10 protein-coding genes and 4 pseudogenes are annotated in these 17,196 nt (G+C 70.5%); 6 read left to right on the forward strand and 8 right to left on the reverse strand.

The window, feature by feature from the left end; genetic code table 11:
• Window positions 1-458: 458 nt before the first annotated feature.
• The 3 genes from ACZ60B_RS10045 to ACZ60B_RS10055 all read right to left on the reverse strand — a co-directional run bounded on the left by ACZ60B_RS10045 (window position 459) and on the right by ACZ60B_RS10055 (window position 4,318).
• Window positions 459-1,739: an NtaA/DmoA family FMN-dependent monooxygenase gene (locus tag ACZ60B_RS10045; RefSeq protein WP_469385525.1), complete on the reverse strand. Its 1,281-nt coding sequence runs from the start codon at window positions 1,737-1,739 to the stop codon at window positions 459-461.
• 720 nt (window positions 1,740-2,459) lie between these two features.
• Window positions 2,460-4,058, reverse strand: coding sequence for an MFS transporter (locus tag ACZ60B_RS10050; RefSeq protein WP_469385526.1), 1,599 nt, complete (start codon window positions 4,056-4,058; stop codon window positions 2,460-2,462).
• A 122-nt stretch (window positions 4,059-4,180) separates the two neighbouring features.
• Window positions 4,181-4,318 (reverse strand): hypothetical protein, encoded by a 138-nt coding sequence (locus tag ACZ60B_RS10055; RefSeq protein WP_469385527.1) that lies wholly within the window; start codon window positions 4,316-4,318, stop codon window positions 4,181-4,183.
• Between the two features lie 222 nt (window positions 4,319-4,540).
• Here ACZ60B_RS10055 and ACZ60B_RS10060 point away from each other — a divergent pair.
• Window positions 4,541-4,806: pseudogene (locus tag ACZ60B_RS10060) on the forward strand (helix-turn-helix domain-containing protein); the annotation flags it as partial.
• 70 nt (window positions 4,807-4,876) lie between these two features.
• On the opposite strand, the gene ACZ60B_RS10065 reads toward ACZ60B_RS10060, so the two are convergent.
• Window positions 4,877-6,784, reverse strand: coding sequence for an SMI1/KNR4 family protein (locus tag ACZ60B_RS10065; protein WP_469385528.1), 1,908 nt, complete (start codon window positions 6,782-6,784; stop codon window positions 4,877-4,879).
• A 631-nt stretch (window positions 6,785-7,415) separates the two neighbouring features.
• Between ACZ60B_RS10065 and ACZ60B_RS10070 the strand changes: the two genes are divergently transcribed.
• On the forward strand, window positions 7,416-7,838 hold the full coding sequence (locus tag ACZ60B_RS10070; protein ID WP_469385529.1) for a hypothetical protein: 423 nt from the start codon (window positions 7,416-7,418) through the stop codon (window positions 7,836-7,838).
• Between the two features lie 70 nt (window positions 7,839-7,908).
• On the opposite strand, the pseudogene ACZ60B_RS10075 reads toward ACZ60B_RS10070, so the two are convergent.
• Window positions 7,909-8,738: pseudogene (locus tag ACZ60B_RS10075) on the reverse strand (IS5 family transposase).
• 54 nt (window positions 8,739-8,792) lie between these two features.
• Here ACZ60B_RS10075 and ACZ60B_RS10080 point away from each other — a divergent pair.
• The gene (locus tag ACZ60B_RS10080; RefSeq protein ID WP_469385530.1) at window positions 8,793-9,578 is read left to right on the forward strand and encodes an FG-GAP repeat domain-containing protein; all 786 of its coding nucleotides are present in this window, start codon (window positions 8,793-8,795) and stop codon (window positions 9,576-9,578) included.
• 56 nt (window positions 9,579-9,634) lie between these two features.
• Here the strand turns inward: ACZ60B_RS10080 and ACZ60B_RS10085 are convergent, their stop codons facing one another.
• On the reverse strand, window positions 9,635-9,799 hold the full coding sequence (locus ACZ60B_RS10085; protein ID WP_469385531.1) for an RraA family protein: 165 nt from the start codon (window positions 9,797-9,799) through the stop codon (window positions 9,635-9,637).
• Here ACZ60B_RS10085 and ACZ60B_RS10090 point away from each other — a divergent pair.
• Window positions 9,788-10,021, forward strand: a pseudogene (locus ACZ60B_RS10090) (ISAzo13 family transposase); the annotation flags it as partial. The gene ACZ60B_RS10085 and the pseudogene ACZ60B_RS10090 overlap by 12 nt on opposite strands.
• Window positions 10,010-10,845 (forward strand): annotated as a pseudogene (locus ACZ60B_RS10095) (transposase). The pseudogenes ACZ60B_RS10090 and ACZ60B_RS10095, both read left to right, overlap by 12 nt.
• Here the strand turns inward: ACZ60B_RS10095 and ACZ60B_RS10100 are convergent.
• Complete coding sequence (locus tag ACZ60B_RS10100; RefSeq protein WP_469385532.1) at window positions 10,825-11,313, reverse strand: hypothetical protein; 489 nt, start codon at window positions 11,311-11,313, stop codon at window positions 10,825-10,827. The pseudogene ACZ60B_RS10095 and the gene ACZ60B_RS10100 overlap by 21 nt on opposite strands.
• 276 nt (window positions 11,314-11,589) lie before the next feature.
• On the opposite strand from ACZ60B_RS10100, the gene ACZ60B_RS10105 reads away from it, so the two are divergent.
• Complete coding sequence (locus ACZ60B_RS10105; RefSeq protein ID WP_469385533.1) at window positions 11,590-12,045, forward strand: hypothetical protein; 456 nt, start codon at window positions 11,590-11,592, stop codon at window positions 12,043-12,045.
• Between the two features lie 27 nt (window positions 12,046-12,072).
• Here ACZ60B_RS10105 and ACZ60B_RS10110 read toward each other — a convergent pair whose 3' ends face one another.
• Window positions 12,073-17,181, reverse strand: coding sequence for a tetratricopeptide repeat protein (locus tag ACZ60B_RS10110; protein ID WP_469385534.1), 5,109 nt, complete (start codon window positions 17,179-17,181; stop codon window positions 12,073-12,075).
• Window positions 17,182-17,196 lie beyond the last annotated feature (15 nt).

Raw genomic sequence — 17,196 nt, forward strand, 5'->3', positions numbered from 1 at the left:
CATGCGGCTGCGGCTGTCGCTCCAGCTCAGTGCTGTGGTCATGGCGTCTTCCTTCAGGGGGCCGAGGACGACGCGGTGCCCGGAGAGGCGGCGTGGGGGTGCAGCGGTGCGTCGGCTTCATCATCCTCACTCTCCTCTTCGACCACCGTCAACACTTTCCCTAGTAATCCGATAGGAAAACTATAGAAGCTGTCACGTTCCGGCTGATTCACGCTCCTCGATGGCGAGTTCGCGTGGTGGCGCAGGCGAGGTTGCAGCCTCCGACGTCGGCCTTTTCCGCCCAGCAGTCCCGTTCGCAGGCGACCGCCGCCGGGAAGCCCACCGTCACGGGGCCGATGCCGCGGTTCCGATGAACCGACTGGGCGGGGTGGTTGGGGAAGCACGCACACACGTCCCGCGTCCGGGACCTCACCGGTCCCGGACGCGGGGGCGGCAGCCCGCTCGGCTCTCAGCGCGGGTCAGACCCGGAGAGGTGCTTCATCGCGCGCCGGCAGTTCGAGTCCGAGGTTCTCGCGGAGCGTGGTGCCGGTGTAGTCGGCGGCGACGATCTTCCGCTTGCGCAGCTCGTGCAGGAGGCCGTCGACGAGGAAGTCGTGCTCGCGCGGGTGACCGAGACCGCCCAGCGAGATCACGTCCAGAACGCCTGCGTGGAAACGTTCCTCGACGGCGTCGGCGAGTTGCTCGGGGGTCCCGGCGACGGCCCAGTGCCCGGTGTCCTGCGCCGCGATGATGAGCTCCCGGAGCGTGTGGCCCTGCCGCGCGTAGCCGGTGAAGATGTCGACGCGGCCGCGACGGCGGTTCACCGACGCCACGTCGGGCAGCAGGCTCTCCGGCAGCGCCGCGTCGAGCGGGAGCTCCGACAGGTCGACTCCGCCGCCGAGCATGTCGGCCAGCTGGGCACGGCCGCGTTCGAAGTCGATCGACTCCCGCTTCTCGCGTACGAGCCGCTTCGCCTCCGCCTCGGTGGCGCCGTACGTGGCGTGGAGCGAGCTGAAGATCAGCGGCAGTCCGTCGGCCCGTCCCAGGCTGCGGGCCTGGTCGCGGATCTTCCGGGTGAAGTCCAGCGCGTGGTCGAGGGTGGGCAGCGACGTGAACACGATCTCCGCGTACCGGGCGCCCAGCGCGGTCCCCGCCGCGGACTGACCGGCCTGTATCTGCACCGGGCGCCGTTGCGGCAGCGGCGGGATGTTCAGCGGACCCGTCACGGTGAAGAACCGGCCGGAGTGGTGGATCGGGTGCACCCGGTCGCGGTGCAGCACCGCCTTGCCGTCCGCACCGACCGTCAGCGCGCCGGGTTCCCAGCTGTCCCACAGCGCGTTGACCACGTCCAGTGTCTCCGCGGCGCGCGCGTAACGCTCCTCAGGGCTGGGCAGTTCACCGGCGCCGAAGTTCTCCTCGCCGACCGAGGAGGTCACCAGGTTCCAGGCGGCCCGCCCGTTGCTGACGTGATCGAGGGTGGCGAAGAGCCGGGCCAGGTTGAACGGGTGATGGAAGGTGCTCGACACCGTCGCGATCAGACCGATCCGCGAGGTCACCTGGCTCAGCGCCGAGACGAAGACCAGCGGCTCCTGCGAGCCGATCGCCCCCTGGGCGTCGAACCTGAGCAGATCGGCGGTGAACAGCGCGTCGAACCGTGCCGCCTCGGCGAGCTTCGCCACCCGCACGGCGGTGTCCAAAGTGGATCGGGTCGGGTCGATCGCCAGGTCGTACGTCTCCGACGTGCCACCGGCTCCGGTCACGGTCTTGAGTGTTCTGGGCTGCTTCGCGCTCACTACTCGTCCATTCTCATCGCTGCGGACGGCATGCCGAGGAGTGGCATGCCGGAGGTGGCATGCGCGGACATCCGGGCTGTCCGGAAGGGCGCTTTCAGGGATGGGTGAACACCCGGATATGCGGGATCAGGCCCGGCCGGACGTCACGAGTGCACTACGGGGCTGTCGGCGAGAAGCCGGAAGGCACGGTCAGCGACAGAGCGCGGCGTGGGTCCGGCACAGGTCGATGTGCCGGCGCATCGTCCGGACCAGCGGCACAGCCGCGACCGGTCCGGCCTGCGATGCCCCCACCCTGACTCCCATCGGACCTGGCCCAAGTACCCGGCAGCGCACGGATCACTGCCGTGCCCGCCGCGGCGTCCGCACGCCGGATCGCGCAGCACGACGATCGATCAACGACCTCATGATGTGCGACTGGAGTACAGGGCCGCAAGGCCGCCTTCCGCGCGAGTGAGGTGCCGGACCCCGAACTGTCCTGCGATCACCGCACTCTTGGCGCCGACAGGCCCCTCCGGGATCTGCGGCACCCGGCGCACGGACGGGGCGACGAGTGCCGCCCTGCCTCGGGGGCTCGGGCTGGTCGAGCGAGTGCTCCGCGGGGAACGTGCCCTGCTGAGCTGCGGCGTGAGGCATCGCCGTATCGCGATGCCTCACGCCTGACGGGTGATCCGCCCAGTTGCCACGCGGCTATCGGACGACGACGGCCTCCGCGGTCTCCACCGCGTCCGAGATGGCGAGGTCCGAGCCCTTCGGTCCGCGAAGAGCGACGTAGACGAGCAGCACGCCCATGACGGCGACGCCCGCCCACATGGCCTGCTGCCAGCCGTCGACGAAGGACTGCTGCGCGGTGTGGATCAGGGCCTGGGCGTGGGTGCCGGTGTTCGGGGCCGCCTCGACGGCGTTGGCGATGCCTTCGCGCGCGGTGTCCGCGGCCCTCGGGGGGATGCCGCCGAGCTTGTCGTCGATGGCGTTGCGGTAGCCGTTGGCCAGGAGGGCGCCGAGCATCGCGACGCCCAGGGCGGTGCCGAACTCGCGGGTGACGTCGTTGAGGGCGGAGGCAACGCCCTGCTTGGCGCGGGGCAGGGAGCTGGTGATGGCCTCGGTGGAGGGCGTCATCGACAGGCCCATGCCGATGCCCATGGCGAGCATGCCGGGAAGAACGGACAGGTAGCCGCCGTCGACGGAGACGAACAACGCCATCAGCGCGAGGCCGAGGGTGGCCAGGGCGATGCCCGCGGTCATGGTGGGGCGGGCGCCGATCTTGGCGGCCGTCTTGGGGGCCAGGCCGGACGTCGCCATCATCATGATGGCCATGGGCAGCATCGCCACGGTGGACAGCAGGCCCGACCAGCCCAGCACGGCCTGGAAGAACGGGAAGAGGACGACGGCGATGCCGGCCTGGACGCCGAAGACGACGAGCAGCGTGATCGAGCCGCCGGCCAGGCCGCGCTCACGGAAGAGGCGTACGTCCAGCAGGGATGCGTCACGGCGGTGCAGCTCCCAGGCCACGAAGGCGATGGCGGCGACGACGCCGACGGCCAGGCTGATCAGGGAGACGGGGTCGGTCCAGCCCCGCACGGGGCCTTCCTGCAGGACGAAGATGAGTCCGATCACGGCGATGGTGGATACCGCTGCTCCGACGGTGTCGAAGGAATGGGTGGCGCGTTCGCGGGAATTGGGCACCGACTTCAGGGTCATGGCCAGCGCGACGGCGACCAGGACGACGGGCAGCACGAACAGCCACCGCCAGTCCGCGACGTCCACCAGGACCGCGGAGAGGAACATGCCCAGGATGCCGCCGCCTCCGGCGACGCCGGTCCATACGCCGATCGCCTTGCCCCGTTCCTCCTCGGGGAACGTGGAGGTGATGACGGCCAGCGTGATCGGCATGATCATCGCGGCGCCGATTCCCGCGGCCACCCGGGCGCCGATCATCACTGCGGCCGACGGGGCGAGCCCGGCGACGACGCCGGCCGCGCCGAAGACGATCAGTCCGCTGATCAGCATGGGCTTGCGGCCCCAGCGGTCACCGATCGCACCGAGCGGCAGCAGCAGGGCGGCCAGGGCAAGGGTGTAGACATTGATGATCCACAGGACCGTGGTCTGTGAGGCGCCCCACTCGACGGCCATGTGGGTCTGGGCGACGTTCAGGCCGGACACCGATGCGATGACGGCCATCAGCGCGATCGACGCAGTGGTCAGGATCGCGCGCAGCTGACGCGCATCCGGCGTACCCGCCCCGCTCACTGGCGCGACGGTCGCCCGGGGAGGCTGGTTGCTACTCATGTTTTCCTCTCAAAAAAGGGCATGCAGAATCAGCGCCGGGACAGAGCCGGTCGCCACAGAGGGGTGGAACAAGGGCTCGTCACGCGGACCGCAGGCTGCGGTCCACGCAGATCAGCCGAGGGTCACACGGGGGTGTTCGCGGCCTGGGCGGCGGCGAGGACCGTGTCGGCGGCGGTCGGAGAAGCGTTGATGCCGGGTCCGGCCAGGACGCCGGCCGCGGCGGACGCGCCCACCTCGCGCGGGGTGCCGCTGTCGATCACGACGACCGAGCGGCGCGAGCGTACGAGGATCGACGCGCCGTTCAGGCCCGCGGCGCCGCGCCGATCACCACCACGTCCCCCGTCGCGGCGGGCAGGGTGTCGCTCCCGTGGCGGGAAGCCTGCGCAGACATGTCGCGCCCTTTCGTCACGCTTGGCCCCCGTGCCGGGCCGGCTGAATGCGACGTTAAACCCATGTTGCAGCAACGGCATACGAAGTTGCCCATGGCGCAAGAAGACGGGGCGCTGGACAGCCCCGTACGCAAACGGATCCGCGCACTGCGCGTCGCTCAGGACTGATGCCGGAAAGATCTGACCGCCCACACCAGCCTCAGCCAGTCCTCACAGAGCGCATCGAGACCGGACAGCGCCGCCTCGCCCTGGACCAGCTCGTCACCCTCACCCACGCCCTGGACACCACCCTCGACCAACTCGTGGAGAACGCCGCCGACGACGTCATCAGCCCGACGGTCGACGGCGCCCACGGCCTGGCGCTTCCGACCAGGAAGCCCCTGTCTCAGTGGAGGCCCGCCCCGTTCCCCGGGGCGGGCCCGCCCGCGTTCATCCCTTGTGCCGCACGAATTGAAGGTAGGCGAACGCCTCGCCCGTGCGGGGTGCCCGGGCCCACGACCGGGTGGTGAAGGTGTGGAGCCTGCCCTGGGTGAGCGCGAAACGGGGCAGACCGAGGCCGAGTTCGGTGTGCAGAGCCTGCAGTGCGCGCAGCTCGCCGTCGCCTTCGGGCTCGTCCGGACGGAACAACCGGGTTGGGTCGAGGGCTTCGGGAATCGTGCCGGAGCGCTGGATCTCGGTTCCCCGTACGGTGAATGCGTAGAGTTCCCCGCCGTGTTCGGCCACCGAAAGGTGGAACGCCGCCGGGCCGCCGCCGGGGAACGGGCTCGGTCTGTCACGCCAGACCACTACCGCCCGGCCGGAGACCGAGGCCGACGCGGCGGGAGAGACGAACCGGCTGCCCAACTGGCGACTGCAGTGGCCGTCGAAGGCGAAGGCCCACCCTGAGGCAGTGCGGCCGACGGCAACCACTGCCCGGTCCTCCCAGGGCTGCACGCCCTCGCGCTCACGGGCCGTGAACGCCTCCCAGGACGCCATGCGCATGTCCGCGGGCGGGCCCAGTTCCGCACCCTCCTCGCCGATCAGGGCGGGTAGGCGGGCGGGGTCGGCTCCTTCGGTCCAGACGCAGCGGTAGCCCTCGCGGCGCTGGCCGTTCGCCGGGGGCTCGGTCAGCCAGTCAAGGCCCGGCGGGTCGAGATCGGGCACCGGCTCGAACGCGGAGCCCGTCTGCCCGGCCCGCGGCGTCGCGAGGATCTCCCGGCCACGCTCCGATGTGACCAGCGCTCCCAGAAACGGGTCGGCGAGCAGGCCGACCGGCGCGATCAGCAAGGGACCGGGGGGCTGCCACAACGGCAGCGCGTCGCGCAGCAACTGCCACGCGGCGTCCGTCGAACCCCAGCGGGCCAGTTCCCGGGCCTCGACGACCGCCCTCCCCCACGGCCCGGGCGGCGCGTAGCGGTGGGTACCCTCCCGCATCGCGCCCAGCGTGTCCTCGGCCGTCCTCCGGTCCACCCCGCGGGCGGCCATCATCGCAAGCCAGCGACTGTCCTCGTCCCCGGGACGGCGCCGACGGTGGTCACCCGCCTGCGTCATGGCCTGCACGGGCAGGACCTCTGCCAGACAGCCGGGCTCCGCCACCAGGCTGCCGTAGTCCCGGGGGCCGCGCGGATCCAGCAGATGGCGGAACTGGTTCAGCAGCACGGCACTGCGCGGCCGCCCGAAAGACCGCGCCTCCTCCAACAGAGGCAGGGCCTCTTCGTACCGTCCGCGCAGTGCCAGCAGACGGGCCCGGTCCACCCGGGCGTCCTGGGCGCGGGTGGTCGCGTTCACGAAATCGGGCCGCGCCACCCGGTCACCGTGGAAGCTGCGGTACATGGCCTCCATATAGGCACGAAACGACGGATACCGGTCCGGCAGCTCGCCGCTCCAGCCCTTGTACACATACAGCGCCCACTCACCGTCCCCGTCACAGTCACCCGGGTCGAGCAGGGCATACGACATGTCCGAGTCCGTCTCCAGCCGCAGCGCCCGCTTCCACATCCCCGCCAGCAGCACCTCCTCCTCCCGCGGATCATCGCCCAGACCCTCCTGGTACACCGCGGCCATGCCGTGCGGATCCCGGAACCAGTCGATGTCAGCGACGCCGCCGAGCTGATAGATCGCGGCCGTCTGGTCCACGTGCCACCCGTCGCTCACCGCCAGGAACTCACGGTACGAAGGCGGCAGCCGCCGCCCCAGCCGCTCCTCCGCCGCGGCAAGCGCCGCTTCGTCCGCCCCGGGGCCGCCCAGGAGTACGGCGCTCCGCCCGCCGTCCCCCTCCCCGTCCTCGCCCGCACGCGGCACCCACTCCGCCTGCCAACGCCCCAAAAAGGCTTCCCAGTTGAAAGATTTGCCGCTCATGACCAGATCGTGTCACCCACCACTGACACAGCCCCGGCGCCAGGGGCACGAAGGCCACCGTCGCCTCTGCTCCCGTCAGCCCCGTCGCAGAGCACCCGCAACCTGCCGGGCGCACCCGCCCCCGGACCACCGAAGTCACCCATCGGTGACGGCGCTTCTTGACATCGGCTCTGGCCGCGATTCCGTGAATGATCTAACCGTGTGTTCGGGGAGGGGCGATCGATCTGACCGCAGGACAGGCACTCGATGGTCATGTCCCTTGGTGTGGTGTAGCGGCGGGCAGCTGTTCTCTGCCCTGGGTGGTCAGCGACCTATTGCGGCGCCCGTCGCGTCAAGTGGTGATGGCATGGACCGTCGCGTGCGCCGGGCCAGGAAGCGGTTCGCGAAGAAGGTGATCCATGGGCTATTTGCGGCCCGACCGCGATCGGCCGCTGTTGTTACGGCACTTCGCTGCCATACCGCCTCACGCCTCGCGAAGAGTGACCGCCGACGACCGAGACTTGAACGCGTTCAAAATCTGTGCCAGGGTACGGCACGAGTTCTTGATCCCATCGGTCGCGCACGTGACCTGCGGAACGGTTAGGGGTGGAGTGTGTTGCGTTGCTGTCGTACTGCGCTGATCTTGCTCGCCTTGACCCTTGCTCTCACGGCCTGCGGCAGGTTGACGGTCATGCCGCCGCCCGAGGGTGAACCGGCCGTGCTGAAACCAGCCGAACTTGCGACCACGTGGACCGATGCCGACGGCGGCACCCTCACGCTGAAGCAGGACGGGACGTTCATCGCCGACAAAGTCTGCGTCGCCGTCAGCTGGTACGAGGGTTTGACCTGGTCCGGAACAGGCACCTGGGAGCAAGGCTCCAACAAGAAGCAAAGCTTCGTCGCTGTGTCCTTCGACGCCGATCACCCCATCGACGCCTATCACCCCGAATGGGTTGAGCGGCGGCCCGACTCCTACGCCGCCTTGAGGCAAGGCAAGGTCCTGAAGCTATGGGTCGCCGTCGGCGATCCGGACAACGATTATCCGAACTGCGTCCTGACCAGCCCGGCGAGTTGACCCGGTTGCCGCGCGGCCGGGCGAGCTGCACATGGTCCGGCATCGCACATGAGCGGCTTTAGACTGTGTCCTACGTGGTGAGGCGGACGAGTCGCTTGTAGCAGCAGAGAGCGGCGGCGAGGCCGAGAAAGGCCAGGTAGTTACGGGGATTGCGTTCGTAGCGAGGGCTCAGGCGTCGGTAGCCGGAGAGCCAGGACATCGTCCGCTCGATGACCCAGCGGCGGCGCCCTAATCGTTCGCTGGATTCGATGCCTTTGCGGGCGATGCGTACTCCGATTCGCTTCCACCGGAGCCATCTGCGCAGGTCGGCTCGGTCGTAGGCCTTGTCCGCGTGTAGGCGTTGGGGCTTGAAGTACCGGCCGCGATCAGGGTCGTGTCTCCTTACGTTGTTCGTTTGGTAACCCTCGACCATGGGCTCCAGCTCTTCGCTGTCGTGCGTGTTGCCGGCCGAGATGCCGACGAGGAGGGGCAGTCCGTTCGCGTCCGACAGGACGTGCATCCTGGAACCCGGCTTGCCGCGGTCCACGGGGCTCGGACCTGTGTGTTCGCCCCTTTTTTAGCGCGGACGTGGGCGGTGTCGAGGACGACGCGGGTGACGTCGATGAGGCCGGCGTCGTCAAGCTGGTGCAGCACGGCCTCATGGAGACGGCCCCAGACACCGGCTCTCGACCAGATCAGGAAGCGGCGGTGAGCCGTCGACTTCGATATGCCGAAACAGGACGGCAGTTGACGTCAGGCGCACCCGCTGACCAGGACGTGGATGATCGCCGCGAACAGCGTCTCATCAGGTGTGTCCTGCGTTCCGCCGCCCTGCGGACGCACTCTTGAGGGTGGGATCAGCGGCTTCGCGATCTCCCACAGCCCGTCCGGAACAATCCAACTCCACGTACCCCGACCCATGACCAGACCAACGACGCCTCACCACGTAGGACACGGTCTTAGTAGGTTCCTGGGATGCCGATATCCCCTGTCCCGAAGCGAGCCACGTCAGGGGGTGTGCTCGCGTCGCTGCTGCGACCGCGGACACGCCGCCAGCAGTTCGCCACCGCTCTTGTCGTGATCGCCGGTGGTATGTGGCTTCAGCAGGCCATCGAACCCGTACCCGGCGATCACGCCCCCATGGCCATCTGCGCCGCCGACGGCTCCACCCTGCGCGCCGACGTGGACGCGGACGGACACCTGGACGAGATCAACGCGAGCACCGGTTCGGTGGCTTTCCGGGGAGACGGTCACCGGACCGTCGCCGAAGTCGACGACGCCCTCGGGTTCTGGCCGATGCTGCGGAGTTTATGGAGGTGGGACATGAAGACGCGGGGAGCCTTCGGCGACTTCGACGGCGACGGTTACCTCGACCTGGCCGTCTTCTACAGCCAGGAGAACAACGGCGACGTACCGCAGGACAACATGGTGGTGCACGAGGTGCGTTACGGGCCTCTCGCCCGCGACCTGAGAAGCGGCCGGACCGGCACCATCCGCATGTGGTCGTCGTCCTTCGTGTACGAAGCACGGGCCATCGACACCGACCACGACGGCCGCGCCGAACTGGAGGTCTTCCAGTCGGGCGGGGACGGCTCCGTCTACACCGTCATCGGCCGGCAGGACAGGGGCGGCCTGTCCGTGGGACGTGAGGAGACCGGCCTCTACGGGGAGTCGGACTTTCCCTCCCGCGACCCCGACGCCCTCGGCCACGGCGCCTGCGCGGATCGCCGGTCGGCAGGGCCTGAGGTGGACCCGTCGTAGGGCTCCAGCGGTCGGCCGGGGAGCGCGAGGGCCGGGCCTGCGGATCGCGGTGGAGTTCACGCGGGGAGCAGGACGATTCCGTCCTCGTCGCTCACGATGTGGGCGCCCGGTACAAACACCACACCGCCGAAGCCCACCGGAACGTCCACTTCACCCACGCCGTCCTTGCGGCTCTTGCGCGTGTTGGTGCCGAGGGCCTTGACCTCGATGGACCACGCCACCTCGCGCTGGGCACAGGCCGCACGCCCCGCCTCACGCCCGTCGGCCAGACCCTGGTCACCATCCTCTACCTGCGAAAGCGCAGTCTTCAGGGACTCTTCGAGTAACTCCTCAACACCACCGCCATGACCATCAGCCGTGCCGTCAAGGACATCCCACTCCTCGATGCGCACGGCCTCCGCATACCCGCCTCGACAGCCCGGTTCCGCACCTTGGACGACATCACCAACACGTGCCTGACCCGGCGCAGTGGCACCCTGTGCGAACTGTGTGACGCGATGCGCTGTGAGAACGGGCCGGTGAACTCGCCAATGGACCTGACACTGCTGGCCGAGCAGCGTCGTGGGCACGGCGCGTTGCACGACGCGCTGAACTGCGGCCGCATCGACGCAGGCGTGCTTCGCCGCGCGCCGGCCGTGCTCGCGCAGACCGCAGTCGCCGACAACCGGCTCGCCCTCGCGGTCGACGTCACCAACTGGCTGCGCCCCGATACTCCGTGCAGCGCAGACCGCTTGTTCTGCAACGTTCATGGCCTCAGTGGACACTCCGGCGACCAGTTCATCCCGGGCTGGCCGTACTCGTTCGCCGCCACCCTGGAGACGGGTCGCCCCTCCGGGTGCCAGCTGCTGAACACGGTTCGTCTGGGTCCCGACGGCGATATCGCTGAGGCGACGCTCCTCGCATGGCCTGCCTACTCGATGGCCTTCCGGTCGAGGTACTGGGACGGATGCGCTCGGACCGGGTGTTGCGCAAGCCCGTCCCCGTCCCGTGGCGCCGCTCCTGGGAGGAGCCGACTGAGCCCGCCCTGCCCACACCGGCCCGCGTCCGCCGGGGGTTTCGGGACCTCCGCCCGCACCCGCACTGCCCCGCCCGTGCGCCAAAACCCTCAACGCCGTTCCCGGGGGCCCCACTTGGATGGAAGAACCGACGTCCCGCCCCCTGCCATGGCGCAGGGAAGACGACCACACGCCCCGAGAGCATCAGCGAACGCAATCAATTCACTTCTCTCAAACGACAAAAGACAAGGTCAGGGGTGCAAGCGCGCTAGTTCCTCCGCGCGGCGGCGGTCTTTGGGGCGGCCGAGGGCGAGCCGCATATGGATCAGGTCGTCCAAGGCGGCGTAGCGGATGGTGAAGCCCGCCGGGTCGTGGGCGCTCACCGCCCGGGCGAGGCAGGAGGCGGTGCCCATGTCGCCCCAGGGCAGGGCAGGCGTGCACAGGTCGCCGCTGGCGTTGGCCACCTGGTAGGCCACCTGAGAACGACCAAGGTCGGGCAGATTTGTGCAGCCCGTGGCAGCCAGGGCATTGCGCAGTGCGTGTGCCTGCTCAGGCGTGCCGTCCCACAGCAGGTCGAGGTCGCCGGTCAGCTCCACCGAGCCGTGCATGATGCCCGCGACCTGACCTATCACCACCGCTTGGGAACCGGCCTCGTGCAGAGCCCGAAGGAAAGGGGTTGGATCGAAGCCGAGCGCACCGTCCGTGGCGAACGTGCCAGCGACGTCGTCGGCTTCCTCCAAGCCACGTCCCGTGGCGGCACGTTCACGGGTGACGGCCTGAGTGCGTTTGATGGCCCGACGAAGTCGAAGAGCAGCAGCCTCATTCACTCAGCTCATTCAACAGTAAGCGCAGCAGCCTTACTTGCCACTTCCCCTGGCCCGAACGCCGAACTCGCGGTAGAGCGTCGCAGTCTCATCGAAATCACCGGAACCTGCCTGCAGGCGGCATCGAACGGCTAGGTTCCTGACAATCCGGATATCCGGCGACTCTTTGATCCCTTGCTCGGAGGTATGTGAATGACCGGAGTCGAAGTCGCGGCGGCCATGGTGTTCGCGTGGGCGGTCCGCAAGGCGCAGCGGGTGGGGGGCAAGGCGGACGGGATCGTCGACGGGACCATCGACGAACTCGGCAACCGAGCCCACAACGCCGTGATGGCGAAGCTGCGCGGGGGGCCGGCCGCCGAGCTGGCCGAAGTCGAGGCAGGGCAGGTGCTGCCGGTGCTGGCCCCGGAGGTGCGCACGGCTCTGGAACTGGCGATCGGGGAGGCGCTGCGTGCCGATCCGGCCGTTCAGGAACTCCTGGAGCAGCTCGCGGACGCGGTGCGGCAGACCCGGGGCGAATCGGCGCCGATCCCGCAGATGTCGGTGACCCGCAACACGATCTCGAACGACACGACACACATCACGAACACATTCCATGACAAAGCCGCTATTTCCACTGGCTCGAACGCGGAGGTACACATCCAGATGTGAGATACCCCCACGCGTAGCAGTCCCGGTTCAGCGCTCACCGCTGAGCCGGGCCGCCTGGACGTGGTCCGGATGCTGTGTACCGACTGCGGCAGCGAGCGCGGCGAGTGCCTGGCCCACCTCTGCGTCCGGCCCGGCGCCGTCCGCCGCTGCTACTGCGGCGAGGTGACGGAGGATCAGTGCGTCAGGGTGGTCCGCGCCGATGGTGTCCACGGCTGCGGCGAGCGCAGTGGCCGCCAACGCGACCGTCCGGTCGGGGTTCCCGACGGCAAGCGCGACCCGGGCCAGGATCGTGCATGCCTGCACGGCGGTCGGGTGCCCTGGGGCATCCGCGGCCACGGCGTCGGACCATACGGAGCCGGCGAGTTCGGCCGCCTCGTCGGGACGACCAGCGGCCAGCAGGGCTTCGGCGAGGACACCGGTGATCCGTTGCGTGGTGGAGTGGCCTGCGCCGAGGACGACGAGCGCGTCTTGGTGGGCCTGTCGTGCATGGCGGACGGCTTCGGTGGTGCGTCCGGCGCGTCGGAGGCTGGAGGCGAGGTTGCCCCGGGCCCACAGAGTGTCCGGGTGCTGTGCCCCGTAGAGACGTTCGCGGTGGGCCAGCACGTCCTCCTCGGCCGGGATGGCCGGCTCGGGGAAGCCGGCGCGCGAGCGCATCCCGGCGAGGTTGGCGGTCAGTGCGAGCACGCGGGGGTCGTCGGGTCCGAGCGCGCTGAGCCGTGCGGCCTCGACCGGTTCCAGCAGTGCCACTGCCGCCGCGAACCGGCCTGCCCGGAAGGTGGCCGCGGCCAGGTCCGCGCGGGCGGACCGGCTGTCGGGATGGTCCGCTCCCCACAACCGCTCGCGGATGTCGAGCAGTTCCTGCTGGAGGGTCAGCGCCTCCCCGGTCCGGCCGAGACGCCCGAGCAGTGTTGCGACGTTGGTGCGGGCGGTGAGGGTGTCGCGGTGTTCCGCCCCGATGCGCTCGACGCGTTCCGACGCGACCTGCCGCATCAGCTCCAGTGCCTCGACGCCCCGGCCCGCCTCGTCGTACGCGAGGGCGAGGTGCAGTCGGAAGGCGGAGCGGTCCTCCGCATCCACGCCGACTCTCTCGGCCCTGGCCACCACGTCCTCGAGTTCCCTCAGCGCATCGGTGTTCCGACCGGCCGAGTCCAGCTCGCGGGCCCGGGCACAGCGGCTTTCCAGGACGGACAGATGGTCGGGGCCGAGCAGCCGGGCGGCGAGCTCGGCGTTGCGGCCGTGCAGCTCGGCGGCGGTCCGGCTGTCGCCGAGGGCCGCAAGGCTGTGGGCCAGGTTGTTGCGGGTCAGGCGGGTGTCGGGGTGTCCGGGGCCGAGGGCCGTCTCGCGAATCGCGAGCACGCGCCGCTCCACGGCGACCGCCTCCTCCACCCGGTCCGCGTCCCACAGGTACGCCGCGAGATTGAGCTCGGCGCTGAGGGTGTCCGGGTGTTCCGGTCCGAGCAGGTCCCGTCGTGCTTCGGCCACCTCCCGGCCCAGCGCGAGAGCCTGGTCGAACCGGCCGGCGTTGCGCAACGAGACCGAGAGGTTCGCTTTGGCGTTGAGCGTGTCCGGGGAGCCGGAGCCGCTCAGTTCCGTGCGGCGGGCGAGCACGTCGCGTCCGATCTCGATCGCTTCGGCGGTGCGGCCGCACCGGGCCAGGGCGACCGCAAGGTTTCCCCGTGCGGTGAGCGTGGCGGGCGCCGACGCGCCGTGCAGCCGTTCCTCCGTCTCCGCGACGGCCCGGGTCACCGCGGCCGACTGCTCGCCCAGCCCGGCCGCGTGGAGGGCGACGCCGAAGTTGACCGCGGCCGTCAGGCTCTCCTTGTGGTCCTCCCCGTAACGCTCCACGGTTGCCACCAGGGTCGTCCGGGCGAGCTCGACCGCCCTCGGGAAGTCTCCCGTCTCCACCAGCATGTTGCCCAGGCCGCTGCGGGCGCGCAGGACGGCCGGATGGTCGTTGCCGAAAGCGCCCTCGGCGTCGGCGAGCAGCCGTTCCTGGACGGCGATCGCCTCGGCGGCACGGCCCGCGTCCCTGAGACGTCGGGCGAGCCCGGTGCCCATCGACAGCACCAGAGGATCGGAGGGCGGCCTGCTCGACGCCACCCGCTCCGCGAGGGAGCGGGCCAGGTCGAGGGCCTCGTCGTGCAGGCCGAGCCCGGACAGCCCGTCGGTGAGGTTCGCCAGGGCGGCCAGGGTGATCGGGTGGTCCGCTCCGAGCACCTCGGCCGCGTCGGCGGCGACCGCGCGAACCTCCTCCACGGCCTGGGCGGTGTGCCCGCAGCCCTGGAGGGCGAGGGCCGCGTTGATCCGGCTGTTCAGCGTGCTGGGGTGGGAGAGGCCGTGGGTACGGGCCTGGATGCGCAGGACGGCACGGTTCTCCTCGAGGCTGTCCCGCAGACGGCCGCTGCTCGCCCGGACGGCCGCGAGGGACTGGCGGGCGATCAGGGTGTCGGGGTGCTCCTCGCCCAGCAGGCCGGACCGTCGACGGACGACCTCGGCCAGGTCCGCCGCGGCCTCGGCAGCATGCCCCAGCTCCGACCGGACCAGCGCCAGGTTGTGCCGGACGGTCAGGGTCACGGGATGCTCCTCGCCGCGCCGTGCCGCCTCCGTGTCGTACACCTCCCGCAGCATCGCCTCCGCCTCGGCCAGCCGGCCCTCGGACTTCCTGGCTGCGGCGAGGTTGGCCCGCGAGGCGCGGGTGTCCGGGTGGGCCGCGCCCAGGACCTTCATACGCAGTGCCTCGATGCGTTCCAGCAGCGGCCGGGCCTCGTCGAGACGCCCGGCGGCGGTCAGCGCATCGGCGAGCGCGGCGGCACAGCGCAGCGCGATCGGATGGTCCTCTCCCAGGGAGGTGACGGCGGTGGTGAGCACGGTCGCCCCGGCGGCGGCCCCCTCGGCCGGGCGGCCGAGCGCGACCAGCGCCGAGGCGGCGAGCATCCGGGCATCCAGCGTCACCGCGTGCTCCTCGCCCAGGGTTGCCGACAGGGCATCGGCAGCGGCGGTGGCCCGTTCCAGCGCCTCCTCGCCACGCCCGGTCAGCAGGGCGGTCACCGCCACCGCGTACCGGGTTCCTGCGGTCACGGGGTGGTCGGGGCCGTGCAGTGCTTCGCGGCGCGTCAGGAGCTGCGTGGCTCCCGCGCGGGCGGCCTGGGCGTCCCCGGTCCGCATCAACCGGGTGATCAGCACCGCTCCCGCCACCTGCAGATCGCCGTCCGCGCCGAGGCCTTCGAAGGCGCCGGACTGCTCCAGGATCGCCTGTTCGTACGCGGCTGCCGCTTCCGGCCGGCCGCAGAGCCGTTCGGCGTCCGCCGCCGCGAGCCGGGCGCCGAGAGTCACCTTGTGGCCTGGGCCGAGCTCGGACACCGCGTCACCGACGAGTCCCTCGGCCAGCGACGCGGCCGTCGTATAGCGGCCGGCCGCGCTGTGGGCCTGGACCACGACCAGGCGCGCGCCCAGGTGCGGCTCCGAGGCCTCGCCGGTGGTGCGTGCCGCCCGCGCGGCGGCGTCCTGGGCGAGGGCCAGTCCTTCGGCGTGGCCGCCGACGGCGACCAGTGTCTCGGCCCGGCCGGAGAGGGCCGCGATGGTCTCCGTCGCGTCCACACCGAGCAGGCGCTCGGTAGTCTCGGCGTGTGCGTCCCAGATGCCGACAGCGTCGCGCAGCAGCCCGGCGGAGGCGGAACTGCGGGCGTAGCGGGTGAGCAGCCGGGGACCGTCCGGGGCGGAGTAGAGCCGTTCCCCGAGGTTGGCGTGCAGGCGACGCGCGTTCGCCCGTAGGACCTCCTCCAACTCGGCGTCGGTGTAGTCATGTTCGGGCCACAGGTCGAGCAGGGCGGTGGCCGCGCAGGCGGCCCAGGTGGCGAGTTCGTCGGGGCGGAGGGTGTCACGGGCCGCCCTGGCGGTGAGGGCGTGCATCTGCACGGCGCGCGGCTCGGCCCGCCGACTGTGGGTGAGGAGCCCGTACTCGTGCAGGACCCGCAGTGCGGCGTCACCGATGCCCCGTCTGCCTGCGCCCGACCAGTCCTCGGCCCCCTGGCCGGTCAGCAGGTCCCGGACCACCTGCGCCTGCCACAAACGTTCGGGGTGACCCACGGGGTCGTAGCAGGCCGCGAGGCGCAGGGCGGGGGCGGCGGCACCTTGAGGGCGGCGGCGCTGGGCCGCGTCCAGGGAGAGCAGGAGTGCCGCGGTGACTCCTAAGCTGCGGGCGCCAGGGTCCGGGGTCAACGCCTCGTCCAGGCTGTCGGCCCGTTCACGCAGCTCATACAGGTATTCGTCGGCGGTCAGTTCGTTGGTGACCATGGCGGCTACGGCGTACCCGAGGGCGAGCGGGAGGTGTCCGAGCTCTTCGGCAAGCTCGGACAACTGGGCCGTGTACTCCTCGTCCGCCAGGTAGGCCACCTCGGAGACGAGGATGCGCTTGCGCAGGAAGGCGAGCGATTCGGCAGGTTCGAAGGTTCCGACCGGCACGACGGTGCCGATCAGTCCGCCGACGGAGGCCCCGCGCAGTCGGCTGGTCGCGATGACCCTGCGGCCGTCCGCGGTGCTGTGCGGCAGGCGGTCGGCGAGGGAGGACGGATCGGCGAGGTTGTCCAGGACGACCAGGGCGGAGGGCCCGGGGGTGCGGAACCAGTCCAAGAACGCCTCGGCCTGCCGGTCGAGGTCTCGATCCGGGAGCTTGGGCAGGAGCAGCCGCTGCGCGGCCTTGGCGTACGAGGCGGTCAGAGAGGGGCCGTCGGTTGCGTCCGCCCACAGCACGAACCGGCTGACGCCGCTGTCCACCGCCCGGTGCACGTGGGCGGCGGCCGTCTGCGACTTGCCGACTCCTCCGGGCCCACTGAGCAGGACGGACCGATGCTCCGCGAGCGCACCGGCCAGCCGTTGTCCGACCTCCGGGCGCAGTTGGTGCGCCGAGTCCGGGCCGGGAATCGGCCCGACCGTGAGCGGCCAGCTGACTTCGGCGGGTGTTTCGGTCACGGTGACCGTGGCCCGCTCACCGGTCACGTACACAGTCCTGCCGTGGAAGTTGAGGGTGTGAGGGGCCTCGACGGACAGGTCGCCCGGCTTGAGGACGCGCAGTCCCTCGGCCAACTCGTCCAGAGTCGCCTGCCGTTCGTTCTCGTGTGCGTCTGCGTGCTCGTTCACCGGTCCAGTGTCGTG

The sequence above is a fragment of the Streptomyces sp. NPDC104096 genome (assembly GCF_055584385.1).